Genomic DNA, 26,617 nt, shown 5'->3' with positions numbered 1-26,617 from the left:
CCGGATTTGCGAGAACCCGGCAGATGTGGTGGTAACACCTCAGTTCGGAGCATCGGCGCGAGTGAAGGAGTTAGTGGCTGGGTGCTCATCGGCACGCGCGCTGTCATCTCTAACTTCAGAGGTTGCAAAATGGCCGTCTTCGGCGCGATCCCAGGTTGTCTGGTCAAGGATTCCGGCGCGTTTAGCGACGACCGTGGCCACGACATTTTGGCCGGTGACATTAGTGGCGGTGCGCCCCATATCAATGATGGGCTCGGTGGCTAGCAGCAGGCCTACCCCTTCGAGTGGAAGACCCAACGTTGACAAGGTGAGGGTGAGCATAACAGTTGCGCCCGTGGTACCCGCAGTAGCAGCGGACCCAAGAACTGCGACAATGATAACTAACACATAGTGAGTAACGGTCGTTTCGATACCGTAAAACTGGGCAACGAATAATGCTGCGATAGCAGGATAAACCGACGCGCAACCATCCATTTTAGAGGTTGCGCCCAGGGGCATGGCGAAGGCTGCGTATTCACGTGGAACACCCATGGATTGTTCAGCCACGCTCTGGTTGACCGGCATAACGCCCATGGATGAACGGGTGACAAATCCTAAGGAGGTTACTGGCCACACGCGCTTGAAATAGCCGAACACTGGGATCTTTGCGAAAGCCAAGACAAGCGGGTAAAGCACGAACATGACCAGTGCACATCCCACGTAGATCGCCACTACGAATTTTCCCAGTGAGCCCATGGCTTCCCAACCGTAGGTGGCGACGGCCTTGCCGATCAAAGCCAAGGACCCCACCGGGGCGAGGCGGATGATCCACCATAAGATCACCTGGACAACCTTCAGGAGAGACTCAGAGAATTTAAGGAAAGGCTCAGCGGCCTGCCCAGCCTTCAGAGCGGCGATGCCGATGGCGATAGACAGCACAAGGATCTGCAACACGTTGAAAGCTATACTCACGTCACCGTCGGCGTTGGTGTTCGTACCCACGCCCAAGAAATTGGTTGGGACAACAGAGTTGACAAAGCCTAACCAAGATCCTTGGCGAGACGGCTCGGCTGCTTGGTCGGTACTGACCCCGGCACCGACACCCGGCTGCATGATCACACCCACCACGATGCCGATCAGCACAGAGATAAACGCGGTGATGGCGAACCACACCAAGGTGGACACCGCAAGCTTGGCTGCGTTGGCCACTTTCCGCAGGTTTGCCACAGAAGTCACCACTGCGGTGAATACCAAAGGCGGGATCATGAGGCGGAGCAACTGTACATAGGTGTTTCCGGTCCATGTCAGAACCCCGGTGAGCCAGGAGGTTTGATCGTCAGCAAGTTCTGCGTCCATGTCACGGGCGAGAAGTCCGAGGATTAACCCGATGATCATGCCGACTATAACTTGGGCACCGAACCCGGTTGCCCACTTGGGTAAGCGCATGTCTGCTCCTTTGCTGTATGAAATAATAATCGAGACCGATCGGTCTATGATCTGTGTAATTGAACAGCATAAGCCCAAGAAATGCAATAATAACATTTATGAACAAGGTTGTCTGTTTATTGAAAGTAAAGGGGTAGGGGACGGTAGGGGATTGTTCGACGCCTCTGGAATTAGTTAGGCCACATGTTCTTAGGTCATAACGAGAGATGTTTGGGCACAGAATTAGGCAGGTCCGCTCTTTTGGTATACCCACACTTGGGCCTGGCCTCCTGGGCATGTATTGCGACGAGCGCCGTCCCCTATACGAATATACGAAGTCGGTAGAGTGAGGTGCATGACCGCCTTGCTGTTTGGCCTCTACGGTGTCCTGATGGAAGACAGGACTGCCGAAGGTTGCCGTCGTATGGAAACGGCAGCCGGGGTCACAGACATCGATCGGATGTGGGCGGCGTACCACCATTTGCGCCCCGCTTATGAAGTAGGAACGTACTCGGCTCATCATTGGTGGGAAGACGTTGCCGTGCGTGCGCGAGCACCAGAATTAGATATTGAAGCTGCGATCACCGCAGACTGGGAAACCATGATGAACCCGGTCTATCACACCGTGGACGCTGCTCTTAAACTGCATGATGCCGGATATACCTGCGGGGTGTTAGGTAACCTGCCACTATGTATTGCCGAGCGGTTGCGTGACAGCCAGGAATGGCTTGCGGAGTTCGATGCCGTGATTTTCTCGTGCGATTTGGGGGTGCGTCAGCCGGATCCGCGGGCGTATGCGGTGGCCGTTGATGCCTTGGGGTCCACCGCCTCCGACACCATTTTCTTTGACCGCAACCCTACTCATGTCGCCGCAGCTGAGGCAGCAGGGTTACGGGCCCGGCTTTATACCGGCCCCAACGACATCACTGAACTCGGGGAATGAAGTTTTCGGCACTCGCCGGTAAGCGCTGTTAAGCACTGTTAAGCGCGCTTAAACTAGCACTGGGTAATCGATAATGGCTCACGCAGGACATAGTCAAGTGCTACAGCGCGGGCAATATCGCGTACAACTTCGCGGTGGGTGGGGATCATGCGCAGCTCAACCTGCCGGTCCTCGGGCAGGTTGGCGCGCACCGACCGGGCGAAAATGCTAGGTCCTGCTTGGTCATCCACGAATGCGGATCCGGCGACGACCATCGTGGTGGGTTCGTGGTCACGGATCAGTGATGCGGCCACCTCGCCGAGGGCTGCGGCGCGCCTGTCTAGGGCGGTGCGTGCCGACGAATCACTCGTGGCGTGTGTCACCGCCTCGATGAGGGTGTGCACGTGTGGGGAGTTGATGTCGTCGAGAAGCCCGGAGGTGGTCAGGTCTGGCCGGTCGATGTCGATGTGGTGCACGCCGTCTGCGGCGGAAACGGCGGCACCGATAGAGTCGTCGGCAAACAGGGTCACGATGTGCTGGGCGGCCACGGTGGTGGTCGACTGGATTTCTGAGCCGATGATGGCGGGTACCGCTGAGGAGACAGTGATGGGAACCGAGAACTGTTCGCGCAGCTGAGAGGCGATGTCCACGTTGCGCCACCCGAGGTTGGGGGCGTTGACGACGCCGTCGGAGGTGACGGTGCCGGAGGTGGTCACGCCCACGCTGGCCAATGGGCGGTCGAGGCCTGCGGTGAGCCGGTTGAGGCCGGCCATGATGTGCTGGATGAAGTCATCTTGGCTTAGTTCTGCAACCGGAGTGTCCAGGTCGGTGTCGCGCAGGGTGTGGCCTTTGATGTCGAAAAGTGCCACGTAGGTGGAGGTGGTGCCTACTGCGATTCCGGCGTGGATGCAGCGGGTTTCGGCAAGTTCGAGGGGGATGGTGGGGCGGCCTCGTCCCTGGGAGCGGGTAAGATCATTGCGCTCAACGACGTAGCCGCCCTGGACGAGGGATGCGATTGCGCGAGTGACTGTGGGTTGTGAAAGGCCGGTGGCCTCAACAAGTTCACTCCGCGACGTAATCGGGTTAAGCCTAATGAGATGCAGGCACTTTGCTGCGGGGGTGCGCAGGCTCGAGAACGGGGGATGTGACGTTGTCATGATGTAAATTCTAAACGAGGAGTAGACCGGATAGTCTTTAGGTACCCCCATTTTATAGACAGAGCGGTTTAGTTGGGCCTTCTGTAGTGCGAGAACTGTGGGAAGAGCAGCATGGACACCCTCACACCCAGGATGACTAAGATTCCTCCGATAAGGGTGGTTGTGCCTGCCCCGAGGAGCTCGGCGGACCATCCGTGGAGCAGATCGGCAATGCGTGGCCCACCAACCACAATAATTATATATACACCCTGGGGTCGGCCTTGCATATCAGGGGTGGCAGACTGCTGCAAAATCGCGTTGCACAAGCTGGCCGAGAGCATGTCAGCCGCACCACCCACAACGAGCATAACGACGACCAACCACGCCCAGACCATCACAGCAGGAGGGCTAACCACAGTAAACGAACCGGCAAGGGCAACCGCCATAAAGCCCAAAAATCACGGCATCGAACTCCGCAAACCATTCCAGGCTGTCACGCATCGCTAAAAATCCTGGGCAGCCCCTGCGCCGCAGTGGTTTCAACAACCACAGAGGCGATCGTCGATAAGTCCGTCCTTTTCGGCGTTACCTCAATAATTGGCGTGCCGCGCTGATACGCGATCACCGGCAAACCAGCAGCAGGATACACCACCCCGGACGTTCCGACGATCACCACAAGGTCTGCCTCATTCATCCGCTGCTCCGCCTTCTCCCATTCGCGGGGCGGCAACGCTTCACCAAACCACACAACTCCAGGACGCACTAAATTGCCACACAACGGGCAGGTGGGCGGGGTGAGACGTTCGACGGGTTCGTCGGGAAGCTCGACGGGTGCTTTCCACGGCCGCGAGCAAATGGAACAACGGTAGTGGAAAAGAGAGCCATGGAGATGTGCTACATCAGAAGAGCCGGCGCGTTCGTGCAAATTGTCGATGTTCTGGGTGGTCACCGTGACCTTCACGTCGTGATGCGCGCCGTTGCGGGTGCCGCTACGCATGCCCCAATCAGCGATGGCGCGGTGGCCAGCATTCGGCTCGGCCTGATTAACAAGGTGGGCGCGCCACAGGTACCAAGCCCACATCGGCTCCGGATCCTGCGCCCACGCATCAATGGAGGCCAGGGCGGTAGGGTCCACGTTCTCCCACAACCCCGTTTGCGCGTCGCGGAAGGTGGCGATGCCCGAATCAGCCGACATGCCGGCACCTGTGAACACCTCGATATGTCGGGCATTGGCTACTAAGGCCTGAGCCTGTTCGGCTGCTTGCTCTACTGTTTCCTCAACTGTTTCCTCTACTGTCTTTTCCAATGGTGGCTGCATTAAAGAGTCATGTCCCGTCATGCTGCTTAAGCTTAGGCGCGCAACAGCTGAGGCGCGCAACCAATTAGGTGTCGTGTCACCTGCACAAACGGGGGTCTCAACACGAAATAGCCGATAAATAAGTAGGCAGTGACAGCGGAATTGGATACACTTTCTAGTCATGACTTCCCAGTCTCATGATTACGATTCTGAGTCTCCGGCTCGACAACCATCCCTCCTGGACGCCACCTGCGAAAACTTCGTATACGACTTGGTGGACATCTCCCCAACACGGGCCACTGAACTGGGCCTTCTCGGCTACGATGACCGGCTCCAAGACTTCTCACCCGAATACTGGGACTCCATCGCCGACCGCATCCGCGACCTCATCGCCGACGTCGATGCACTGAACGACGGCACCGACGACTCCGACGACGACGATGACTTCGACGACATCGACCACGTCACCGCAGCGATCCTCCGCGACCGCCTCGGCCTGCACCTCGAACTGCACCACCAAGGTGAGTGCCTGCGCCTGCTGAATAACATTGAGTCGCCAGTGCAGACCATCCGCGACACCTTCTCCCTCATGCCGCGCGACACCCCCGAGCAGATCGACAACATCGCCTCGCGCCTCTCCCAGGTAGCACAATCGTTGCACGGATACCGCGAGTCGTTGGCGGAAGCCGCCTCCCAAGGCAATGTTGCAGCGCACCGCCAGATCGACGCCGTAATCAGCCAGTGCGAGGAACTCTCCTACGAGGGCAGCATGCTCGAAGAACTCGGAGTTGATCCGGAGTCTGCCCCCGTTGAATCCGCAAAGCGGGCCTTTTCCGAGATGGCCGACTGGCTTTCAACCGAACTTTCACCGCTGGCACCACACGAAGACGCAGTCGGACGCGAGCGCTACGAACTACTTTCCGAGTACTACCTGGGCTTCCAAACCGACCTGGATGAGGCCTACGAGTGGGGCCTGGACCAGCTGCACCAGATCGTCGGCAAGCAAAAAAAGCTGTCACGCACGCTTTTCGACGATGACTGCCCCGTGCGCGTCGCGTACCGCCGCCTCAACGAGGAGCCACGCTATCGCCTCAACGGTACCGAAGAGCTGCAGGAATGGATGCAGAAGGTATCTGCGCGGGCAATCGAAGACCTCGATAGCACGCACTTCACCATCCCCGAAGAGCTAAAGACACTTGAATGCAGGATCGATCCGGCCGGGTCTGGCGGCATCTTCTACACCCCGCCCACTGAAGATTTCTCCCGGCCGGGCACCATGTGGTGGTCTGTGCCGAAAGGCCAAGAGACCTTTCACACCTGGCAAGAACTGGCCACCGTCTACCACGAAGGTGTGCCGGGCCACCACCTGCAAATGGGCATCACGCTGACCGAAAAAGACAACTTAAATCTGTGGCGTCGAGCCGTGAACTGGCATGCTGGCCACGGTGAGGGCTGGGCCTTGTACGCCGAATCACTGATGGCCGAGTTCGGTTACCTGCAGGATCCCGGATTCCAAATGGGCTTGCTGGATTCGCAACGCTTGCGCGCAGCCCGTGTGGTATTGGACATAGGTGTACATCTCGGCAAAAAGGTGCCTGAGGGCACCGGTGTGTGGGATGGCTCCTACGCCAAGGCGTTTCTGCGCGACAACACCGCAATGGATGAGATGAATCTGTCCTTTGAGCTGGACCGATACCTTGGTTGGGCAGGTCAAGCACCGTCGTACGCGCTGGGTGAGCGCGCCTGGCAGAACCTGCGCCACGATGCCCTGGCGGAAGGACAAACTCTGACCGAGTTCCATGACGCTGCGTTGAAGCTAGGCTCCATGCCGATGGATCTGCTGCGCAACGAAGTGCTGAACGGCTAGTTCGGCTGGGCTTTGCCTGCGCTGCTGTAGCCCCTACTGCGCTTTCCCTGCGCTGCCGTTTTCCCTACTGCGGTGCTGTAGCCCCTGCTGCGGTGCCGTTTCCCCTGCGCTGCCGCATCCCCTACGCCAAAAGGAAGTAATCACACACTGAGGTCTTTCACTCTGGCCCCAGAATTGCCTAAAACTGTGGAACCTCACAGTGTGATTACTTCCCTTTGGCGTAAAGGGCGTGAGGGTGTGCGGCCTGAGGGGTGAGGGGCGGGCGGGCGCGCGATGGCCCAACTTCCTGCCCTTATCCAAGCTCTTATCCAGGCCCTTATCCATACACTTATCCAGGCGCATGGAACCTAGACCACGTTTCGTCAGTCTAAAGGGGTATGAATCATGATCCGTCGCTGGCATGGCTGGCAGAGAATATTGTCAATGCGCGAAATCTGGGGCGCCGGGACGCTGACCTGCTGCGAGCCGTTAATACCGATGACTTTGTCACCTTGCATCCTGGTTTTCATATGAGCAAACCGGTTTATGAACAGTTATCGTGGCGCGCAAAAAGGACTGCTCATGCAGTTGCTGTCGGAACAGCGGCATACAAAGCGGTGCTCGTCGGACGCTCCGCCGCCCGGACGCAGGGAATGTGGGTGGTTAATTTCACGCCCGAAACCGTCGAGATCGCCAATCCTCATGGGTACCAGCCTCCGCGCCGTGATCGCGTTGACGGCATTACATACCGCTCGATGATTCTGCTTCCGGAGGATTACCATCGTATTGGCACATGCCGTGCTACCACACCTGCACGAACAGCTATCGATATCGCCCGGTTCCATGGGGTCACCGAAGGTGCGATTGCTTGTGATTGGGCCCTTGCGCATGGTTGGAGTAAAGCTGACCTGGAGGATCAGCTGCGTGGTCTGGGGCGCGTGCGTGGGTCTGGCAGTATTCGTCGCGCGATCGAATTGGCTGAGCGCGGTGTGGAATCACCTTTTGAGACTTATATTCGCATTTTGCTTATCGACGAAGGGTTTACCAACATCGTCGTCCAAGCGGCGGTGGGGCCGTATCGAGTTGACGTTGTGGTCAATGGGGTTCTCATCATCGAAATAGATGGGGATGTGAAGTATTCCAGTGATGCAGAGGTTGCTGAGGTGCTAAGGCGAGAAAGCAAGCGCGAAAAATATCTCCGCAACCGTGGATATTGGGTTCTGCGCTTTACACCTAGGGATCTTCTCAAACACCGCGACCGCGTATTGCAGCTGGTTAAGGATGCTTTGAGGGAGCACGTACGGGCGGAAAGCCCCAAGCCATGGGAACCGGTTCGGCAGGGATAGTTGGCTCTGCCCAGTAGCCTGCCCCTCCAAAAGGAAGTAATCACACCGTGAGGTTCCACATTTTTAGCCAATTCTGGGGCCAGAGTGACAGACCTCCAAGTGTGATTACTTCCTTTTAGGGGTGGGCTGGGAGAAGAGGTAGGGGTGGGCCGGGAGAAGAGGGAGGGTTGGGCCGGGAGAGGAGTTAGGGGCCGGGAGAGGAGGGACTGAAACGGAGAGGGAACTAGATCCGGCGCAGGATCTTTGGCAGGTAACCGGCGATCACCAAGATGCTGACCAGCCGGATCAACTGGATCGCAATCACCGCAGGACCAGCACCGCCTTCTGCACCCAGCGCCAGCACGGTCTCCAAGGCGCCGGGGCTGGTGGCCAAGTAGGCCTCAAAGTAGGAGATGTCCAGCCAGTTCATCAGCCCCACCCCGGTCAGCGCGCAGGCAACCATGATCACCACGATGAACGTGATCGTTGCAGGTAGCAGGCGTGCGAATCGCTTCAAGGCGGGCACCGACAACGCACCACCGCACTCCCAGCCGATGGCCAAGAACGCCAAGATTCCTAGCAGTGGTGGTGCCACCACCCCACCGGGGACAAAGAGGGAGACGACAACGGTAAGAATCAGCGGCCCGAACACGCTTGGCACCGGCAGCTTCACCACCTGTGCCAGAGGCGAGCCGACAAGGGCGATCACCGCCACGATGAGCCACATCCACCAGGGGATGTCGTCGTTAAGCGCGATGGTGCTTGTGCCGGGCACTGTCAAGAAAGACGCCACCACAGGCAACGTCATGGAAACGGCGAGCAGCCGCAAGTACTGGGTGAGGGCGACGTAGCGGACGTCGGCACCAAGATCGGTGGCGATGGCGGGCATGACAGAGGCGCCGCCGGCCAGCATCGACAGCACGCCGGTTTCGCGCGAGACACCGTGGCGCGACAGCAGCAGGCCGCCGCCGAAACCAATCCCGACCGTGACCGCAGAAACCACCAATCCGGGCAAAAGGCAGCTGAGCAGTTCCGACGCGGGCACACCGAACAGCGGCACCGCGGCTAACACGCCGATGATGCCACGGCCAAACCTGTGGAAGGTGCGGTCCACGCTCAGTTCGCGGCCCGTGCCGAGCGCCATCGCACCCGATGCGATGATCGCGCCGAGGATCCATGCCGCCGGAATATTGAGGTAGGTAAACAGCACGCCCAAACCGAGCGACGCTGCAATCACTAGAATCCACCTCAACACGGCCTACACATTACCCGGCGACTAGCGCCAGCCATTGTTCTACTGGAAAAACTTCGAGTGGCCTTTCGTGTCGGGGCAGGTGGGAACAACGTCGTTTCATGTGCTGACAACTATGGGGTGGGCCAGTGTTCCGGTATCGTTTTCGCCTATGGGTTTACCACAGCAATGGCAGGTGCGTCGTATTGGCGGCACTCTGCCCGACCTTGCCCGGATTCTTTCTGCCAATGCCGACGGATTTGTCTGGCTTGATAGTGCGGATAGTGAGCACCCCACGGGCCAGCGCAGCTATATCGGGGCGAATATGGGTTCTGGTTGGGCGGGGAGAACCTGTGGGCTTGACCAGCTTCCGGCGCTTCCGGTGGGTGTGGCGGACGAGCCTACTAACGGGCCTGGCTACCAGCCGGGCTATTTTGTGGCGCTGAACTACGAGTCTACGCAGGCGTTAGTGCTGGTACCTGATGTTGTGGTGGTCCAGGAGCATGGCCAGCTGTGGCTTTATCACAGCTACGAGGCGACGCTTCCGCAAGAATTGGCTGGGCAGGAGGTGGCTGCTCGCGGCGGGAATAGCGCTGGTGATCCCGCCTCTTTAGGGTTGAAGGCACCGGTGCCGGATGTGCGCCGTGACCAGTACGCGGCCATGATCGCACGGTGCCAGGAGTTGATTGCGGCAGGGCAGTGCGCGCAGTTATGCTTAACCACCTCGTGGCGGACGACGCTTTCCGACGGCACGCTTTCCGACGACGCTGTGCTGGATCTTTATCTGCGTTTGCGCGCGCACTCTCCGACACCAATGGCTAGTCTGTGGAATATTGATAACACTGCTTTCTTGTCGGCTTCGCCGGAGCGTTTCCTTCAGGTAACCAGTGATGGAAAGGTGCAGGTGAATCCGATTAAGGGCACGCGTGGCCGTGGCGTATCGCCTGCTGAGGATGCTGCGATTGTTGCTGAGCTTGCGGCCAGTAAGAAGGATTTTGAGGAAAACCGCATGATTGTGGACATCATGTGTGAAGATCTCTGCCAGGTGTGCCGCCCCGGTTCGGTGCAGGTGTCGCAGTTGTGTGAGGTGCATACGTTTTCGGATGCTCACCAGCTGATCAGTACTGTTGAGGGCCAGCTTCGGCCAGGTGTTGGGCCCGTGGATGTGGTGCAGGCGTGCATGCCTCCGGGTTCGATGACCGGCGCTCCGAAGGCCCGTGCGGTAAAGGCGTTACACGTCCTTGAACCGCAGCGGCGTGGCTGGTATTCGGGAGTAGCGGGGCATATCACGGCGGATGGTGCCGCTGACTTTTCAGTGTTGATCCGTACCGTGGTAGTAGACGGTGGTGAGCTCAGCTATGGGGTGGGCGGGGCCATCACTGCTTTAAGTGACACCGCAGCTGAGCTTGAGGAAGTGGAGGTAAAGCTCCGCCCCTTTAGGAAGCTTTTATGCTTTTAGCTGCTGATTCTTTCACTGTTCGGGATGGGAAAGTGCGCGGGCTGAGTTTGCATTTGCAGCGTTTCCACCGCGCTACTGGGGTGCCCATAGATCAGCTCCGCCGGTTGTTGTCCGGGGTGCGCGGCTCGCCACGTTTGGAGTTTACGGCTGCCGGTGTGAGTGTGCGTAGGCGTCCCGCGAGAGTGGAAGAGGATTCGGTGCGAATCATGGGTTCGCTTTTCGACGATCGCACTAGCCCACTGGTCAAAGGGCCGGATCTGGAATGGTTGGCCTCGGTGAAACCGTCTGGTGGGGAGGCGTGGCTCATCGATCACGATGGTCTTGTTGTTGAGGCCTGTTTTGCTACCCCAGTGCTTTTTAGCGGTGGTCGCGCCCTGTTTCCGCAGCACCCACGCCAGCTTGATAGTGTGACGCGCAGGTTGGTGGTTCGTGCTTTCGACGCTTTTGGGTTCCCGTATGAGTTTGTTGGCCCGTTACCGCCAGAAAAGTTTGATGCGGGGTGGTTGCTTAATGCGACTGGTGTGCGTCGTTTTGGTGCGGCTCCGGAAGGGATTCGTCGTCAAGTGCTGGGCTGGATGGATGCCCATGCCGAGCCGGTAGACGTGATCCCGTAGCTCCGGAGACTGTTGTGGTTAGTCGTCGCGCTGGCCCAGGGAGGTATCCAGGCGTAGAACGCCGGTGCCCTCGTTGTCCACTAGGCGTAGCTGGTCGACGATCTCGGAGACGTCTGCCTCTTCCTCGATTTGCTCAGCGAGGAATTCGTGGAGCAGTGGGCGCGAGTCGTAGTCTTTGACTTCATCTGCAATCCGCGCGATATCACGGATGGAGGCGGAAACCTTTTTCTCGTGTGCCAACGATGCCTCGAAGGCGTCGAGAGCAGAATTAATGTTGAGCGCTTCGATCTCGATCTTGCCGATGGTCACTTTTTCGCCACGGTCTAGGAGGTGTGCTGCGAAGCGGTTGGCGTGGTCGATTTCTTCAGCGGCTTGTTCTTCGAACCAGTTCTGCATACCTGGAAGCGACAGGCGGTCCATTTCGTAGGACAGCTGGCGGTAGACCAACGCCGCCTCAAATTCCTTGGTTACCTGATCGTTCAGAGCTGCGTATAGCTTTTCGTTCATATGTTTTAGCCTTACCTTTACGTCGTTTGGTTTTTAGTACTTGTAAAACATGCCGCTCCTCGCGAAGCGACACCGCGTATCTGTGCGCACCATCATACGCATTTCACACGCATCGTGCCGTACGGGCCGCCCACGGTCTCCTCCCTATATGCGCTTCTTCGTGCGCGTGGTAGTTGGTGTTTTTTAGGCGGCTTTGGGGGTGGTTTGGGGGTACAATGCTTACTGGGTGCGGGCTTGGAGCATTGTAATAGTTTGCTGATAACGTGCCCCCCGTTCTCTTATGTTGTTTGTTTCTCTATCGGCCTTTTTCTTCGGGTAAGCAGGCTGTATTCGACAATGTTCGAAGTCATGGGGATGTTGCTATTATTGGCTGTGTTTTAAGGTTGCATGTGAGGGATTGACGTGGTTTTTGTCTTGTATTTTGATAAGAGTGTGGAACTGGGGATGTTTAGTGGAGGGGTCGGTCAAGTTGGTGGGTGTGATGGGGTCTGAGGTTGTTTACCGGCAGGAGGCACCACGCCCGCCGTTTAAGTGGAGGGTAGAGCTTCCGCCGACGTTTTGTGTGCTTGATATTCATCCTGAGACGTGGCGGGGAAGGATTGATCGTACGGTGGAGGCGGTCTTTTCGGGGTTTCGGCTGAAATCTGCACAGAAACGGCAGGCTGGTCAGATATTGTCTCAGGCGGTGAAGGCTGCCCAGGATGCGGGTGCTGTGGCGGTGTTGTTGAAAGGTGGTGTGGTTGAGGGGTCGGTTTTGTCTGTGGCGTCGTTGACGTTTGGCTGGATGGATTCTTCACCGCAGTCGGCTTCGCTTGTGTCTGTGGAGGAGGCGTGTCAGGGCGCGTTAGTTGAGTATGGTCGTACTCGGGCTGGTGTGGGGTGGGTGTTGGCGGAGTCGACTCGACAGTCCGGCCCGATGACTGATCGGCGTGACGTGTATGTGCATCAGGGGTTTTTGCCTTTAGCGCAGACCACTTGGACACTTGTGGTATCTGGCGTAGCGCCAAGTCTGGAGACATCTGAGACCATGCGCAAGATTGTTACTCGCGTGGTTAATAGTGTGGATACTGTAGACGATTTTGCAGGCGATGAAGTTGCGGCGACGGAGAGTCAGTTCGGCGAGGAATCGGCGTGGGTTGTTGTTTCAGGGGAGGATTCTGAGTGATGTTTAGTGATAATATTCAGGTGCCTTTGGGCCAGTTGCGTAGTATTGCTGAGAATTTGTTGACGGTGCATGATGAGCTAGTTGCTGCGGAATCTGGGGCGGAGTTGCTTGTTGGTGAGGATAAGGTTCCTGGTTCTGGTGATGCTGTAGCGGAGGCGCTTTATCGTTTTTATGACGAGTGGAAGCAGTCGCGTAAGACGTTGAATGACAATGTTGGTGTGTTATCTGAGGTGACGGCCAAGATTGTTGACCATATCAGCGAGTTTGATGGGATGGTTTCCCACGAGGTTGATTCTGCTGCCGATCAGTTGCGTTCTGGTATTTCTCGTGGTGGTACTGCTTGTGGGCAGGTGTCCCCGTGACGGTGGAGTATGGTTTCCGGGATTCTTCCGCTGATGCTTATCGGGTTGAGATTGGTGCAATTCAGGCAGCGATCTTCGATGTGCTGGGATGGTGTCAGATGGTTTGTGTGTGGGATACCGATCCTGCATGAGGAGATGAACCACAATGACGACTATGACGCGACGTGATCCAGAGGATAAAGCTCGGATTGATGCTATTGAGGAGAAACTGCTTGCCAATCCTGAGGTAGCTAAAATCATCAAGGAGCTTGCAACCTCTACTACGGATGCCAATGAACTGGTCAGGGGCATGCTGCAAGCCTCGCTATCGGCAGCATTGCAGGCGGAAATGGATGTCCACCTCGGCTATCAGTCTGGTGACAGGGCAGCCAAAAACGCTGCTCGGGCTGATAACCACCGCAATGGCAGCTATCCAAAGACCGTGGATTCTAACTATGGGCCTGTCACCATTGATGTGCCCCGTGATCGGCAGGGGACGTTTGTTCCGACGATGGTGCCTAAAGGAGTACGTTGCCTGACCGATGTCGATGACATGATCGTTAGTTTGTATGCCGGTGGGATGACCATCCGTGATATCCAACACCACCTAGCCACAGCCTTGAAGATCGATGTGTCGCATGAGACGATCTCTGCGGTTACTGATGCAGTGCTCGACGAAGTACTGCAGTGGCAAAGCCGCCAGCTAGATGAGTTCTACCCCGTGGTGTTCCTCGATGCACTGCGTATCAAAGTCCGTGATGGTGGGCGAGTGGTCAACAAGTCTGCTTATCTGGCTATCGGGGTGGATATGGACGGTATTAAGCACATCCTGGGTATTTGGATTGCCAAAGAAGAAGGAGCCTCGTTCTGGGCACAGGTCTGTTCCCACCTGGCTAACCGGGGTGTTAAAGACGTTTTCATCGTGTGCTGTGATGGGTTGAAAGGCCTGCCAGAAGCAGTCGAAGCGACCTGGCCGAACTCGATGGTTCAAACCTGTATCGTCCACCTGATCAGGGCAGCCAACCGGTGGGTTGCGTACGGGGACCGTAAAGCAGTATCAGCGGCTTTAAAGCAGATCTACACCGCTGCTGATGAGGACCAGGCAGCGCAAGCGTTAGAACACTTTGCTGCAACTGAGCTGGGGCAGAAATATCCGCAATCAGTGAAAGTGTGGCGCGATGCGTGGGATCGGTTTATACCGTTTCTACAGTTCCCGCCAGCAGCGAGGAAGGTGATCTACACGACGAATTCGATTGAATCGTTTAACAATCAACTACGTAAAGCCACCCGTAATAGGGTGCAGTTCACTAACGATGAATCCGCAGTCAAGACGCTGTGGTTGATGATCTGCAATATCGAAGATCGCCGTGCCGCCAAACGAGCCAAAGAAGGCAAAAAGGTTGCTGCCACAGCCGGACGCCTCATAGAAGGTGCACGCGTGGCAGGGTGGAAACAAGCCATCAACCAAATGTCCGTAGCCTACCCCGACCGCTTCCAAAACTACCTATAAAATCAACCCCACACACAAACAACTTGACACCCTCTGTGCTGGAGGCGATTGATGCGTCGGTGCGCGAACTCTCCCAATCATGGGAGGGGAGTGAGTCGGACATGTACCAATCAATCATCACTGAATGGAATTCCGGGGCGGCAGGCCTGACTGAGGTATTGACATCTGTTTCTGAGATGTTGGGCAGTATCCAACAGGCCAATCAGCAAATGCGTGTGCCCATCAACGAGCTGTTGGATGAGCAAACTAATTAACAAGTAGAGATTTATTCCGAAAGATGCAGTTATGCCTGTTGTTCATCTTGCGGCGTTTCACAAGTATGAGTCGGATGAGTTTTTCATCGGTGGGGATCCCAGTTCTGTTGGTGATGTGGCGATTCGGTGGCGGAATTTTGGCGAAGCGGCGTGTCAGTCTGCTGATGATTTCCGGTTAGTGAATACTGCTGGGTTTGAGGGGACAGAAGCAGAGAAGTATTCCCAGATTGTCTACGATAACTTCCCCCGAGATTTAACCACCACTGGTGAGGCTCACCAAGGTGTGGCTCGTGCGTTAGACGAGTATGGTGAGACATTAACGACACATCTTACCCGGATGACATCTTTGATGGCAGTGGCGCTGCCGACGCACACGGCGCATCGTGCAGCCGTGTCTGCCTATAACACCGCCGAGGCCAATGCTATTCGTGCGCGTGCAACAGCAATGGCTGCGACGGCGACGGCGGCTGGTACCGCGCTTGTACCTGGCCTTAATGCTGTCACGGCGTCTACAGCGGCGACGGCTCAGGCCGAGGCTAGTGCGGCGCAAGCAGCTTTTGAAGCTGCGAAAGCTAAGTATCATTCGGTTAATAATGCGTGGCAGGGTCATCTCGATTCGGCACGTAGTATTAAACAGTCGTTAATATCGAGTGTTAAGTTTGTTGTGGCGAAGGTTGAATCGCAGACGAAGAAACGCTTCGAGGAAAATAAAAACTGGTTGGAACGTCGCTTAGAGGATATAGATAACTTCTTAGATAAGAACGCGGAGTGGTTGAAGAAGTTAGCCGATGGGTTAGCTAATGTGGGGGCAATTGTTGCTGGTATCGGTCTTGTTTTAGCTTTTACTCCGCTTGCTCCGCTTGCTCCGTTTCTTTTGATTGCGGGTGCTGCCTTTGGTGGCGCATCTCTGGGTCTTGATGTGGCCTTGGCTGCGTCTGGTAATCAGGGCTGGATTCCCGTTGTCATTGATGCAGCTTTGACTTTCATCCCGGCGGGGCGATTACTTAGACCTTTGAAGAATACTCCTCTTGCCCGGCATGCCGGTGATTTAGCCCAAAAGTTCCGTGGCCGGATGGATGATAACTCTTTGTTAGCGCGAGGCTATGACCGGGTTAGGCAAGCTCTTGAGCCGGTGGATTTGGCTACTGGTGCAATGATTCATGAACATACGGACGTCCATCTCGGAGGAGTGTTGCCGTTGGTGGTTGACAGGGCTGCGTTTACGTCGCATGAGATGGGCCGTGCGTTCGGCTCGCAGTGGGTTTCCCGTTTGGATGTGCGCATTGAAGTTACTCACGATCGTGTGTACATGCTTACCCCTACGGGCGCGTTGATTTCATTTCCTTCCGCACCAGAAGACGGTTCTGAGGTCCGCGGTGATGGGCGGGGGTGGTTGTTGTCCTATGGTGATGGTGCCTACCGGGTGCGGGATGTCAGCCAGGGCTTGACCTATGTCTTTGCCGTTGTGGGAACTGCTGAAACGCATGCTCACCCCGGCCCGGTAGAAGACACCTCTCCTGGAGTAGGTAGTACGTATGTGGGTATACCTAAGGGATGTATTGCTGATGATGCTGAGCTAGGTATTGAGATCGGGATTTCGTCTGTAGTTCATCACACTGGCCACCGGATTGATTATTTTTATGACCAGGCTACAGGTCATATGGTGTCAATGGTGCGCTCCGATGGGTCACACCTTGAGTTTACGTGGGATGAGGCGGTCGATCGGGTGGCCGGTATTTGGGTGTCGAACCCCCAGACTCATCCAGACGATGCGCCTGAACGTCTTATGTTGTATGAGTACGACCCGTGGGGCCGGTTGTGTCGAGTGATTAATTCACATGAGGGTGTCTTGCGCTATCACTACAACGATGGCGGGTTGATTTGTGGGTGGACAGATCGCAACGGGGTCTCCTACCATCACGTTTTCGATGATTATGGGCGTGTTATCGCGCAAGCAGGCACCGGTGGTGTGTTTGCCAACGCGGTGGTTTATCTTCCTGATACTGGTGAGGATGCACCAGTTGGCGGTGGGGTGACCGTTGCCCTGGAAACCGCGTGTACTTTTCCCCAAGACCCACTAGATATTGGTGATGATGTTATCCCGGACATTTTGCAGCGGTTACAAACGTTGCCTCTTGCGCAGGCGTTGCGTGAACATGGTCTAGAAAGTGTGGGCCTAACCGGGAGGGGGCGGACTGGTGCTCGTGATGATCAACCATGGACGATAAATCCCGAATTACTGTATGACGAGGTGTTGGGTGATATCCGTCCAACGGTGTATCGATCTACTGCACACGGTGATGTGTGGCGAGTGATTACTCCGGAAGGCACCGTGGTGGATACGGAATTCGATGCCAACCACGTGCCGGTAGCGACAACTAACACCGCTGGGGCTACGACTCGTTACGAGTACAACGAGGACGGTGTGTTAGTTTCTGTCTTTTATCCGGATGAGACAAGTACTCATGTGGAACCTGGGTCGTGGGGTGTACCGGTTCGTGTGGTCGGCCGAGACGGGCAGATCACTGAGTACGAGGTGGATGCTTTCGGCATGACTACTGGAGTCACCGACCCGACGGGGGCGCGCTCTACACTTGAGTATGAACTACGGGCTTCTGGTGCGGTGGTGGCCGCGGCTACTAACCCGGAGGGGCTGACTACACAGCTGGAGTGTGATGATGCTGGCCGGCAGGTCGCTGTTGTGGATCCGGCTGGCCGACGTACCAGTGTGATCCGCGATGTACGTGGCTTGGTCATTGAGACGTTGGATGCGGATGGCAACACCACTACCATTGATTACACGCCTGAGGGCTGGCCATCAGCAGTGACACACCCAGACGGAACCACAATCACCACTACTTACGATGGTGAAGGTAATCAACTGTCGGTTACTAACGAAATCGGGGCGACTACGCGAACCCGGTACACAGTGTTCGATAAACCGTTGGCAATAACCGATGCGGCGGGGTCAGTAACCCACCTGACCTATAACACGCAGATGCAACCGGTGGCACTAACTAACGCCGACGGTAACACCTGGAAATATGAATATAATTTGGATGGGATGATCAGCCGTGAGGTGGACTACAACGGAATTGTTACGGAGTCTGTTGTATCGTCTGATGGGTTGGTTGGGAAGGTCATCTCACCGGCGGGAACGACGACTACCACGTGGAATGCTTTAGGGCGGGTGGAGACTGTCGTCGATGCTTCAGGAACGACTGTCTACTCCTACGACGAGCTTGGGCGTATTTCTACAATTAGTAATCCGCTGACTACGGTGTCTTACACCAGGGATGATTATGGCCGTATCACCCATGAGGCTGTCGCGTTGGCATCTGGAGAGTCTGTTGTTCAGGAACTTCGTCGTAGCCCAACAGGCGTGGTAGCCAGCGATCACCTCACGCTGCCAGGTGGTGACGTTTTCAACACGGTTTATCAGCGTAACGAAGTCGGCGAGATCACAACCTCGGCGATCAGCCACACCCGTAATGGCAGAGAGATTGCCACCACGGTCACTGATATCACGTATGGGCGGGGAAGTCGTGGGCAGCGTGACCGCATTAGTGTCGGATCGCTGGTACGTAGCTTTGATTATGATGTTCGGGGCAGGCTGATAGAAGATCTCACCGGCGCATTGACTCTAGCTGCGCCTACAACTGGTGCGAAGTCCAGTGGTGCCGCTTTTGAAACACCTCGTGGGATGCGTAGTGTGGTGGGCCGGAAGTTTTCGTGGCGTGACGATACCACGTTGACTGGCATAGTCGATCAGTTACGCGGTACTACTGCTTTCGATGTGGACATCATGGGGCGTGTGACTGGGGTGCGCCGGGATGCTACAGGTGCCGACATGATTGCCCGTGGCACTCTAAGCGCAGATTCCGCCAATGGTGTGAGTGGTTCCGCAGTTGGTGGAGCAACTACATCATCGGCGGGGGCACCGACAGCAACCGAGTCGTATGGGTTTAGTCCCGCTGGTGTGCTTACCAGTATTGCTGTGCCTGCACCTGCTACCACTTCTGGTGGGATGTCGTTTGGGGTGGGTGATTCCCAGGTGGAATTAGCCGGGACGATGCCGACCCGTGTGGGGCGGACCACGTACACGTATGACAAAGCTGGCCGTGTTACTCAGACGGTGACGAAGCGGATTAGTAAAAAACCGTTGGTGCATCGTTTCTACTACGCTGCCTCGAGGCAACCCATCGGATTCGAGTCTTCTGATGAACCTGGTGTGGGCTACCGATATGTCTATGACGGTCTGGATCGTCGCGTGGCGAAAGAACGGATTGACACCTCTACTGGTGAGATCATTGGTCGTGTGGTGTTTGCTCATCGGGGTGACCGGTTGGCTGGGCAGCAGGTTGCTGTGGGACAGGATCGTGGAGCCGGATATGTATGGTCGTTTGATCCTGGTACTGGAGAAGTTATAGGTCAGATCACTCTCACTCCTAACGCACACGCTGAGGCTTTTGATGACCGACGCACACCGCCGACTATTGGTTTCACTTCAGGTAGTCCTTGCCAGGGTGAAAATACTGGAACTAGGGATGTAAATACCGGCCTAAATGCTGACCTAAATACCAATGGCCCTGATGTGTCTCGTGATGTTTGTGACTGGAGTCAGGATGAGGTCGATGCCGAGTTTTTCGCGTTGGTTAGTGACTTGGCGGGTGCGCCGCACGAGATCATTGACCCAGTCACTGGTGATGTGGTTGGTCGTTCTACACAGACGTTGTATGGGGTGCGGTCGTGGCGTGGAGCTCAGTCGTCGCCGTTGTTGTTTACTGGGCAGTACTTCGATGAGGAGTCTGGGTGGGCGTATAACCGATTCCGTTATTACCATCCGCAGGCTGGGGTGTACAACGCCCAAGACCCTCTCGGCGCATCACCGCGTCTCGCTTCTGCACAGGGCTATGTTGACCACGCCGGGTACTGGGTTGATCCGCTTGGGCTAGAAAGCTGTCCTAGGCCAGGTGCGGGAGGTGATAAGGACCTAGTTGATCCTCAGACACCGAAGAAGAGTGATGCACCTGAGGGGAAACCACACGTGCCGAAGCCTTATAATTCTGGGTCTGACGTTGTTGATCATGTGACCGAGAAGTCGATGCACGGTAGGCCGAATAGAAACGGTGTATTCGAAGTAAATAGCGCGGAAGATGTCGACGAGATCTGGGATACATTACGTCAAGGACACGAGGTCACACCCGTTGAGCGATCAAATTCTCCCGGGATGGACAAGTTTGAATTAGAGGATGGGACGAGGGTGCAGTACCGCCCGGACAGTAAGTCGGGTGGTCAAACCATTGACATTAAGTTACCGGAGGCCAAAGATTTCACCGTTAATGACAATGGGAAAGCCAAATCCTTCCAAGATCTAAAAGTGCATGTGCAGACGCAGAAGTAGAGAGGTGTGTTATGCCATCGGAGGCGTTGTTCGAGCCGAGTTTCTTGCTCGAGATGGATTTTGCAGATTGTGATTTCTCGGTATTTGAGGACGACCCAGCCTTCAATGTTGAGAGGGTCAGATCGCAGGGTGTTGAGTATCTACTAATTGACTCTGATGTGGCTGTTGGGGGGTTGTTTCCGGATACACGTTGGGTGGTGGTTGATGGGATTGTCAGGGAGTTGACTATTAGGTGGGACAACACGTTAGACCAGCTGCAACGGTTGACGATTGATGGGGTTGATGTGTCTGATCCGTACCGGTTTGTTGAGCAGTGGAACAAGCAATACGAGGGTAAACTGAGGGTGTATGGAGGGGATCAGATTTGGAATGAGGATAAATCGGTAGGGTTTCTTTATTGTTCTGAGCGTCTTGGGGCGGGGCAGTTTAGATTGCCACACTTAAAGTATTTCCATCCTAGTCATCTGTCGCATAAGCGCGATCCTGAGTATTTTGTGTTGGGGGCTTATGATGCTCCACAGAATATAGAGCGGTTTTTAGATCAGTGTTTATGGGGCGACCTTTTGCGACAGTGGCCAGTTGATTTGGATGGGTGGCTTCGGTGGTGGCCGGGAATTAACCAACGGTGGCCGGATGTGCGTTTCGACGAGGCTCAGTGGTTGGAGGCGTTGGATGCGGTGATTGGGTATGTCTTTGCTGATGGCCGGTTCGAGGTTTACGACCTTAACACCGACGAGTCGATTACCTCGTTGGAGCGTTTCCAGGAGGTAACCGCTCCGTACCGGGAGAGCGGAAACATTAGCAATCTTGAGTCGTGTTTCTTCGTCTCTGTTGCTGCGCTGGAGTTACGGCCTTAACTAGGCCTTCCGGGCAAGGGCGTGGTTGCTTAATGCGACTGGTGTGCGCCGTTTTGGCACGGCTCCGGAAGGGATTCGTCGTCAAGTGCTGGCCTGGATGGATGCCCATGCCGAGCCGGTAGACGTGATCCCGTAGCTCCGGAGCCTGTTGTGGTTAGTCGTCGCGCTGGCCCAGGGAGGTATCCAGGCGCAGAACGCCGGTGCCCTCGTTGTCTACTAGGGGTAGCTGGTCGACGATCTCGGAGACGTCTGGGCTGTCGGCTTCTTCCTCGATTTGCTCAGCGAGGAATTCGTGGAGCAGTGGGCGCGAGTCGTAGTCTCTTTGACTTCATCGGCAATCCGCGCGATATCACGGATGGAGGCGGAAACCTTCTTCTCATGCGCTAGTGCTGCCTCGAAGGCATCGAGTGGGGTGCGGTCGTGGCGTGGAACTCAGTCGTCGCCGTTGTTGTTTACAGGGCAGTACTTCGATGAGGAGTCTGGGTGGGCGTATAACCGATTCCGTTATTACCATCCGCAGGCTGGGGTGTACAACGCCCAAGACCCTCTCGGCGCATCACCGCGTATAGCCAGTGCACAAGGCTATGTTGACCACGCCGGGTACTGGGTTGATCCGCTTGGGCTAAAAAGCTGTCCTACGCCAGGTGCGGGAGGTGATAAGGACCTAGTTGATCCTCAGACACCGAAGAAGAGTGATGCACCTGAGGGGAAACCACACGTGCCGAAGCCTTATAATTCTGGGTCTGACGTTGTTGATCATGTGACCGAGAAGTCGATACACGGTAGGCCGAACAGCAAAGGTGTATTCGAAGTAAATAGCGCGGAAGATGTCGACGAGATCTGGGATACATTACGTCAAGGACACGAGGTAAAGCCTAGACCGCAAAGCGGTGAAATTAAGATCGATTATTTTGAATTAGAGGATAAAACTATGGTTCAGTACCGTTCGGATAGTAAGTCGGGTGGTCAAACTATTGACATTACGTTGCCGGAGGCCAGAGAGTTTACTGTTAATGACAATGGGCGGGCTGAAGAATTCAAGAAGCTCAAAGTGCATGTGCAGCAGCAGAAGTAGAGAGGTGTGTTATGCCGTCTGAGGTGTCGTTTGAGCCGAGTTTTTTGTTGGATCATGATTTTGGTGATTGTGATTTCTCGGTGTTTGAGGAAGATCCTGAGTTTGAGGTCCAGCGGGTGGTATCTCAGGGTGTTGAGTATGTGTATATGACCGCTGAGTTTGGCGTGCAGAACTACGTTCCCAAGTCGTTGTGGACGATTGTGGATGGCGTTATTGTGGAGAGGACGATCAAGTGGGCGTTGTCGTTGCCGTTGGTTGATGGGCTTGATGTGTCTGATCCGTACCGGTTTGTGGAGCAGTGGAACAAGCAGTACGAGGGTCGGTTGTCTGTGTTTGGTGGTGATCAGGTGTGGAATGAGGATCAGTCGGTTGCTTTTATTCTGCCTTCGGAGCGGACGAAGTCTGGGACTTTGCTCGTACCGCAGTTGACGTATTTTCATCCGGATCGGCCGTCGCATAAGCGTGATCCTGAGTATTTTGTGTTGGGTGATTTTGATGCACCGCAGAATATTGAGCGTTACTTGGATGAATGCTTTCTCGGTGATCTTCGTCAACCCTGGCCAACTGAGTTGACTGTATGGTTGTATCGGTGGCCGAGGATTGAGCAGCAGTGGCCGAGGATTAACACTGATATGGCTCAGTGGTTGGAGGCGTTGGATGCGGTGATTGGGTATGTGTTTGCTGATGGCCGGTTTGAGGTGTATGACAGCGTCCATGATGAGTCGATTACCTCGTTGGAGCGTTTCCAGGAGGTAACGGCGCCGTATCGGGAGTCGGATATTGAGTTTTTGAGGATGTGTCTTTATGTTTCGACCGCTGCGCTAGAGTTACGGCCTTAACTTGACACAGCCCAACTAAGCCTTCCGGGCAGGAGTAGGGGTGGTCTGGATGTAGGTCCGCGTGGCTGTACGGGGCTTGCAACGAGTGTGTGGGTTGTCTGGAGTAGGGATCTGACCCTGTGTCAATTTTTGTGAACCAAGGAGGTTTTGTTGTGTCTGAGTTTGTGAATCCATACGCTACCATTCCTGAGGTTAATGAATTTATAGATGGAATTATTTACCGGACGGTTCCGGACTTTGACATGGATCAGGTTTTGTGGGATAGGGAGTTACGTAAAGCAACGACGCGAGAACAGCGGAAGGAGATTATTGAGAATCTTCGTCCTTATGCGGAACGCTCGTTTGATGATCCGGCTACCCGGAAGTTCTTTTCGGTGGCGATTATGGTGGGTGCTAAAGATCTTGATATCACTTATATTGTTGATGAGATGGAAAAGTACCAGTATGCCGAAGGTCGTGAGGCAGATATGATGCTCAGTTCAGATTGGAGCATGATTGATGAAGTGCCTCATAAGCGGAATTTTGATCAGATGAATCGTTTTCTGCGTTTGGATGGTGAGATCCTGCATGAGGGGCAGGTGCTTATTGTGAGGGGGATTTCGCGGCGTAAGCAGTCTCGTCTGGATGAGAGGTTTCAGTGGTTGAAGCAGTCTCGTTTTGCTACTGATCCGTGGACTGATGTTGCTGTGGCAAACATCGGGGTGGAGCATCCTGCCACATAGTTTCTTCGAGGATTCGACTGGCTAGACAAGGCTTACGTCTGGATCATGTTTGGCGAGCAAGAGCAATCCCCCTGTACCGAAGTCGGAGATACAACGGGGCGGGTCACACGGTCACGAAACTCTGTGGTGGCATAGCCGGCTAGGCCTTGCGTGCTCCAGCTGACTAAAAATCAGGGTCTTTCACATCCGCTTTTTCGTCCGTGCGGTGGCTGGTGCTGTCCACGGGTCTTCGGGCCACGGGTGTTTGGGGTAGCGTCCGCGCATCTCCTTGCGCACGTCCTGGTACGGCCCGTCCCAGAAGCTGCTTAGGTCATCGGTTACCGCCAGCTCGCGCCCGGCCGGAGAAAGCAGATGGAACAGCACCCGCACCCCGCACACCTCTGGGCTAGCCGCCAGGCCGAAACATTCCTGCAGCTTCACCCGCACAATCGGCCTTTCGGTGGCGTAGGAAATCCGCGGACTCGACCCGCTGGGCACGCTTAAGCGCGCGGGCACCAGCTCGTCGAAACGCGATGCTTCCGGCCACGGCAGTTGACGAAGTAGTGCCGGGTACATATCGATCGCGCTTAACGACGCCCCTTTGGCCAGCTCCATCACCTCAGGTGTGTAGTCGCCCTTGCTCACATCGGGCCACGGTTCACCGAGGTGCTCGTGTGCAAAATCTAGGCGGTCTTTGAGTGCTTGGGCCTTCTCAGAAAAGTGGAAGTGCTCGATTCCAACGTTACTGAGCGCCTCGGCTGCTTCCGCAGGGGAGAGCTGCACCGGAGTTGAGCTGAGCTCAATCGCCCCGATCGCCTTCACTTTCCTCCCACGCACTTTGCCGCCGTCGAGGGTGGCTCGCGTCTCTTCGGTAATGCGCTGTTCTGGCGCCCCGCCCAGAATCGCAGCCGACCGGATGATTGCGCCGCGTGCCGTCAGTTGCACCTCGGCAGCGGCGATCCACTCGGACGCCCGCAGCGCCCCCAAGGAGTGGTCCAACGTGGCCCGCGTACCCGCCGCCAGCAGGTACTCCTCGCCCACGCGCTTGCCCACCCAGCCCGGAAAAGCGCTGGCCACAACCTCGCCAGCAGTAACCGGACCTTTGTTGTCTACCAACTTTTTCAATCTGTCGACCTGGCTTTTCGGGGCACGCACGCGGTCCAAATCACCCGACACCCCTTCTGCCAGTGCAGCCACGGTGTTCGCAGCTCCCGCACCATGTTTCACCAGCGCCGACGCCAACCGAGGATCCAACGGCATCCGGGCCAAAGCGGTGCCGTGGTCGGTGATATGTCCTGTTTCATCCACGGCACCCAGGGCACGCAGCACCTCCTCCGCGTCACGGATTGCAGGGGTCGGGGGCTCGTCGATAAGCGGGAGGCCCTCGCCGCGAGGTGTGCCCCACGCGGCCATGACCAGTGCAGCCGAAGTCAGTTCACTGGTGGCGATCTCTGGGGTGATCTCGGGAGCAAAATGCTGGTAGTCTTCCTGCGAATAAGCGCGCAGCACCGTACCGGGGCCAAGGCGGCCAGCACGGCCCGCGCGCTGATCCGCACTCGAACGCGCAGTAGACACCGTGACCAGGCCCTGCATGCTACGGGCGGCGTCGCGGCGCGGCACCCGGGCCAGGCCGGCATCCACCACGCGGTGCACACCCGGCACGGTGATGGAAGACTCAGCGATAGTTGTGGACACAACCACAGGCGCATCACCGTTGAGTGCCTCATCCTGCTCCTTGCTGGTCAGACGGCCGTGCAGGGGAGCGGCGTGGGGCAGCGCCTGGCACACCAAATCCACCTCGCGGGCGCCGGGGACGAAAACGAGGGTGCGCGCTCGTTCCTCGCGCGCATCGGAGGTTGAGGAGGCCGCACGGTTGGAGGATGCACCAGTCTCCTTTCTTTGCTCAACCCCGCCCGCGAGGTCCGCCACGTGCTGGTAAAACTCGCGCGTACCACGGGAGCGCCCCTCGTGCGGGTGGTAGCTGATCTCCAGCGGGTGGGTCACAGCTTCCGTCGATAATATTTGCGCACCCATGTGCTCGGCCAACGCCTGCGCATCCAAGGTTGCAGACATGGCAGCTAAGTACAGGTCCTCGCGCAGCGAGGCCACCTCCATCACCATGGCTAAGACCAGGTCCGTATCCAGTTGACGTTCATGCACCTCATCGACGATCACCGCGCTAATACCAGTCAGCTCCGGGTCTTTCATCAACCGGTTCAGCAGCACAGCCGGGGTGACAAACTCCACCAAGGAGCCGTCGTAATGCTCGCCCCGAATGGAGTAGCCCACACGCTGGCCAAGCTTTGACCGATCCAACTGCGCTAAACGACGAGCTGCCGCGCGCACGGCCACCCGACGCGGGGCTGTGACCAGCACCTTTCCTCCCCTGTGGGTGAGGTTGCTGATCGCGGGTGGAAGTAGTGTGGTCTTGCCGGTGCCGGGAGGGGCCTCGACGACGAGCGGGCCTTGGGTTGGCAGCTGGCCAATCACACCAGCAACAGGGAGACCGGCGCCGATCGCGTCGAGGTTGAAGGACATGGGTGTGAGTCTAGTAAATCTGCTTGGGAACTTGTCTTGGGAACTTGTCTGGGCAGCCTAACCCGCCGTTCATCCCCGCCTGGTACTGAATGCCCACTTTGTGCCACGCCCCGTCAGCGCACTTTTCGGTCGACAAATCCCGCTTCCGCAGAGGGGAAACCCGTTATTTGTCGACCAAAAAGCGCACGCGCC

22 protein-coding genes and 1 pseudogene are annotated in these 26,617 nt (G+C 56.3%); 15 read left to right on the top strand and 8 right to left on the bottom strand.

Annotation, left to right across the window (positions count from 1 at the left end):
- Positions 1–39: 39 nt before the first annotated feature.
- Complete coding sequence (locus CKV99_RS11950) at positions 40–1,425, bottom strand: dicarboxylate/amino acid:cation symporter (RefSeq protein WP_092260489.1); 1,386 nt, start codon at positions 1,423–1,425, stop codon at positions 40–42.
- 334 nt (positions 1,426–1,759) lie between these two features.
- Here CKV99_RS11950 and CKV99_RS11945 point away from each other — a divergent pair, with 334 nt between their 5' ends.
- The gene (locus CKV99_RS11945; protein WP_092260491.1) at positions 1,760–2,347 is read left to right on the top strand and encodes an HAD-IA family hydrolase; all 588 of its coding nucleotides are present in this window, start codon (positions 1,760–1,762) and stop codon (positions 2,345–2,347) included.
- A gap of 53 nt (positions 2,348–2,400) precedes the next feature.
- On the opposite strand, the gene CKV99_RS11940 is transcribed toward CKV99_RS11945, so the two are convergent.
- The 3 genes from CKV99_RS11940 to CKV99_RS11930 all read right to left on the bottom strand — a co-directional run bounded on the left by CKV99_RS11940 (position 2,401) and on the right by CKV99_RS11930 (position 4,780).
- Complete coding sequence (locus CKV99_RS11940; RefSeq protein ID WP_092260493.1) at positions 2,401–3,483, bottom strand: ROK family transcriptional regulator; 1,083 nt, start codon at positions 3,481–3,483, stop codon at positions 2,401–2,403.
- Positions 3,484–3,551: 68 nt separating this feature from the next.
- Positions 3,552–3,908 (bottom strand): MFS transporter, encoded by a 357-nt coding sequence (locus CKV99_RS11935; RefSeq protein ID WP_231910038.1) that lies wholly within the window; start codon positions 3,906–3,908, stop codon positions 3,552–3,554.
- A 47-nt stretch (positions 3,909–3,955) separates the two neighbouring features.
- Entirely contained in the window at positions 3,956–4,780 is an 825-nt protein-coding gene (locus tag CKV99_RS11930; RefSeq protein WP_092260495.1) for an NAD-dependent deacylase, read from the bottom strand.
- 160 nt (positions 4,781–4,940) lie between these two features.
- Between CKV99_RS11930 and CKV99_RS11925 the strand changes: the two genes are divergently transcribed.
- Together CKV99_RS11925 and CKV99_RS11920 are read left to right on the top strand one after the other, a co-directional pair.
- Entirely contained in the window at positions 4,941–6,626 is a 1,686-nt protein-coding gene (locus CKV99_RS11925; RefSeq protein ID WP_092260497.1) for a DUF885 domain-containing protein, read from the top strand.
- A 377-nt stretch (positions 6,627–7,003) separates the two neighbouring features.
- Positions 7,004–7,951, top strand: a complete 948-nt coding sequence (locus CKV99_RS11920) for an endonuclease domain-containing protein (RefSeq protein WP_092260499.1) — start codon at positions 7,004–7,006, stop codon at positions 7,949–7,951.
- Between the two features lie 223 nt (positions 7,952–8,174).
- Here the strand turns inward: CKV99_RS11920 and CKV99_RS11915 are convergent, their stop codons facing one another.
- Entirely contained in the window at positions 8,175–9,167 is a 993-nt protein-coding gene (locus tag CKV99_RS11915) for an AbrB family transcriptional regulator (protein WP_231910034.1), read from the bottom strand.
- A gap of 166 nt (positions 9,168–9,333) precedes the next feature.
- On the opposite strand from CKV99_RS11915, the gene CKV99_RS11910 reads away from it, so the two are divergent.
- Entirely contained in the window at positions 9,334–10,620 is a 1,287-nt protein-coding gene (locus tag CKV99_RS11910) for an anthranilate synthase component I family protein (RefSeq protein WP_157728455.1), read from the top strand.
- Positions 10,611–11,234 carry an aminotransferase class IV gene (locus tag CKV99_RS11905; RefSeq protein WP_092260505.1) on the top strand — a complete coding sequence of 208 codons (624 nt, stop codon included), beginning with the start codon at positions 10,611–10,613 and terminating at the stop codon, positions 11,232–11,234. The genes CKV99_RS11910 and CKV99_RS11905 overlap by 10 nt, the downstream gene beginning before the upstream one ends.
- Positions 11,235–11,252: 18 nt before the next feature.
- On the opposite strand, the gene CKV99_RS11900 is transcribed toward CKV99_RS11905, so the two are convergent.
- Positions 11,253–11,741, bottom strand: coding sequence for a ferritin (locus tag CKV99_RS11900; protein ID WP_092260507.1), 489 nt, complete (start codon positions 11,739–11,741; stop codon positions 11,253–11,255).
- Positions 11,742–12,192: 451 nt separating this feature from the next.
- On the opposite strand from CKV99_RS11900, the gene CKV99_RS11895 reads away from it, so the two are divergent.
- From CKV99_RS11895 to CKV99_RS11875, 7 genes are read left to right on the top strand one after another with little or no spacing between them, the layout of a single operon-like run.
- A complete protein-coding gene (locus tag CKV99_RS11895) occupies positions 12,193–12,906 on the top strand; it encodes a hypothetical protein (protein WP_095114756.1) in 714 nt (237 codons plus the stop codon).
- Positions 12,903–13,268, top strand: a complete 366-nt coding sequence (locus CKV99_RS11890) for a hypothetical protein (protein WP_143063474.1) — start codon at positions 12,903–12,905, stop codon at positions 13,266–13,268. The genes CKV99_RS11895 and CKV99_RS11890 overlap by 4 nt, the downstream gene beginning before the upstream one ends.
- Positions 13,265–13,399 carry a hypothetical protein gene (locus CKV99_RS15000; protein ID WP_269457275.1) on the top strand — a complete coding sequence of 45 codons (135 nt, stop codon included), beginning with the start codon at positions 13,265–13,267 and terminating at the stop codon, positions 13,397–13,399. Before CKV99_RS11890 ends, CKV99_RS15000 begins: the two co-directional genes overlap by 4 nt.
- A gap of 23 nt (positions 13,400–13,422) precedes the next feature.
- Entirely contained in the window at positions 13,423–14,757 is a 1,335-nt protein-coding gene (locus CKV99_RS11885; protein ID WP_197697190.1) for an IS256 family transposase, read from the top strand.
- Between the two features lie 23 nt (positions 14,758–14,780).
- Positions 14,781–15,011 carry a WXG100 family type VII secretion target gene (locus CKV99_RS14360; protein ID WP_157728453.1) on the top strand — a complete coding sequence of 77 codons (231 nt, stop codon included), beginning with the start codon at positions 14,781–14,783 and terminating at the stop codon, positions 15,009–15,011.
- 31 nt (positions 15,012–15,042) lie between these two features.
- On the top strand, positions 15,043–20,415 hold the full coding sequence (locus CKV99_RS11880; RefSeq protein WP_095114752.1) for a DUF6531 domain-containing protein: 5,373 nt from the start codon (positions 15,043–15,045) through the stop codon (positions 20,413–20,415).
- Between the two features lie 11 nt (positions 20,416–20,426).
- Complete coding sequence (locus tag CKV99_RS11875; RefSeq protein ID WP_092258840.1) at positions 20,427–21,272, top strand: hypothetical protein; 846 nt, start codon at positions 20,427–20,429, stop codon at positions 21,270–21,272.
- 216 nt (positions 21,273–21,488) lie between these two features.
- On the opposite strand, the pseudogene CKV99_RS15130 reads toward CKV99_RS11875, so the two are convergent.
- Positions 21,489–21,638, bottom strand: a pseudogene (locus tag CKV99_RS15130) (hypothetical protein); the annotation flags it as partial.
- Here CKV99_RS15130 and CKV99_RS11865 point away from each other — a divergent pair.
- From CKV99_RS11865 to CKV99_RS11855, 3 genes are all read left to right on the top strand, one after another.
- Complete coding sequence (locus CKV99_RS11865; protein WP_092258843.1) at positions 21,628–22,347, top strand: RHS repeat-associated core domain-containing protein; 720 nt, start codon at positions 21,628–21,630, stop codon at positions 22,345–22,347. The pseudogene CKV99_RS15130 and the gene CKV99_RS11865 sit on opposite strands and share 11 nt — an antisense overlap.
- Positions 22,348–22,358: 11 nt before the next feature.
- On the top strand, positions 22,359–23,186 hold the full coding sequence (locus CKV99_RS11860; protein ID WP_092258846.1) for a hypothetical protein: 828 nt from the start codon (positions 22,359–22,361) through the stop codon (positions 23,184–23,186).
- A 152-nt stretch (positions 23,187–23,338) separates the two neighbouring features.
- Positions 23,339–23,908: a hypothetical protein gene (locus CKV99_RS11855; RefSeq protein WP_143063439.1), complete on the top strand. Its 570-nt coding sequence runs from the start codon at positions 23,339–23,341 to the stop codon at positions 23,906–23,908.
- 180 nt (positions 23,909–24,088) lie between these two features.
- On the opposite strand, the gene CKV99_RS11850 is transcribed toward CKV99_RS11855, so the two are convergent.
- Positions 24,089–26,425 (bottom strand): ATP-dependent RNA helicase, encoded by a 2,337-nt coding sequence (locus CKV99_RS11850; protein ID WP_092258852.1) that lies wholly within the window; start codon positions 26,423–26,425, stop codon positions 24,089–24,091.
- Between the last annotated feature and the right edge of the window lie 192 nt (positions 26,426–26,617).

Origin of the sequence: Corynebacterium cystitidis, assembly GCF_900187295.1 — a bacterium.
Taxonomy (GTDB): domain Bacteria; phylum Actinomycetota; class Actinomycetes; order Mycobacteriales; family Mycobacteriaceae; genus Corynebacterium; species Corynebacterium cystitidis.
The sequence above is the reverse complement of the archived record's forward strand: the minus strand, read 5'-3'. Positions and strand labels throughout refer to the sequence as shown.

Coding starts and splice junctions, on each gene's coding strand:
- CKV99_RS11905 (WP_092260505.1), top strand. CDS start 10,611: ATGCTTTTAGCTGCTGATTCTTTCACTGTTCGGGATGGGAAAGTGCGC.
- CKV99_RS11850 (WP_092258852.1), bottom strand. CDS start 26,425: ATGTCCTTCAACCTCGACGCGATCGGCGCCGGTCTCCCTGTTGCTGGT.
- CKV99_RS11860 (WP_092258846.1), top strand. CDS start 22,359: ATGCCGTCTGAGGTGTCGTTTGAGCCGAGTTTTTTGTTGGATCATGAT.
- CKV99_RS11875 (WP_092258840.1), top strand. CDS start 20,427: ATGCCATCGGAGGCGTTGTTCGAGCCGAGTTTCTTGCTCGAGATGGAT.
- CKV99_RS11925 (WP_092260497.1), top strand. CDS start 4,941: ATGACTTCCCAGTCTCATGATTACGATTCTGAGTCTCCGGCTCGACAA.
- CKV99_RS11920 (WP_092260499.1), top strand. CDS start 7,004: ATGAATCATGATCCGTCGCTGGCATGGCTGGCAGAGAATATTGTCAAT.
- CKV99_RS11945 (WP_092260491.1), top strand. CDS start 1,760: ATGACCGCCTTGCTGTTTGGCCTCTACGGTGTCCTGATGGAAGACAGG.
- CKV99_RS11930 (WP_092260495.1), bottom strand. CDS start 4,780: ATGCAGCCACCATTGGAAAAGACAGTAGAGGAAACAGTTGAGGAAACA.
- CKV99_RS11880 (WP_095114752.1), top strand. CDS start 15,043: ATGCCTGTTGTTCATCTTGCGGCGTTTCACAAGTATGAGTCGGATGAG.
- CKV99_RS11950 (WP_092260489.1), bottom strand. CDS start 1,425: ATGCGCTTACCCAAGTGGGCAACCGGGTTCGGTGCCCAAGTTATAGTC.
- CKV99_RS11940 (WP_092260493.1), bottom strand. CDS start 3,483: ATGACAACGTCACATCCCCCGTTCTCGAGCCTGCGCACCCCCGCAGCA.
- CKV99_RS11865 (WP_092258843.1), top strand. CDS start 21,628: ATGGAGGCGGAAACCTTCTTCTCATGCGCTAGTGCTGCCTCGAAGGCA.
- CKV99_RS11910 (WP_157728455.1), top strand. CDS start 9,334: ATGGGTTTACCACAGCAATGGCAGGTGCGTCGTATTGGCGGCACTCTG.
- CKV99_RS11885 (WP_197697190.1), top strand. CDS start 13,423: ATGACGCGACGTGATCCAGAGGATAAAGCTCGGATTGATGCTATTGAG.
- CKV99_RS11900 (WP_092260507.1), bottom strand. CDS start 11,741: ATGAACGAAAAGCTATACGCAGCTCTGAACGATCAGGTAACCAAGGAA.
- CKV99_RS11935 (WP_231910038.1), bottom strand. CDS start 3,908: ATGGCGGTTGCCCTTGCCGGTTCGTTTACTGTGGTTAGCCCTCCTGCT.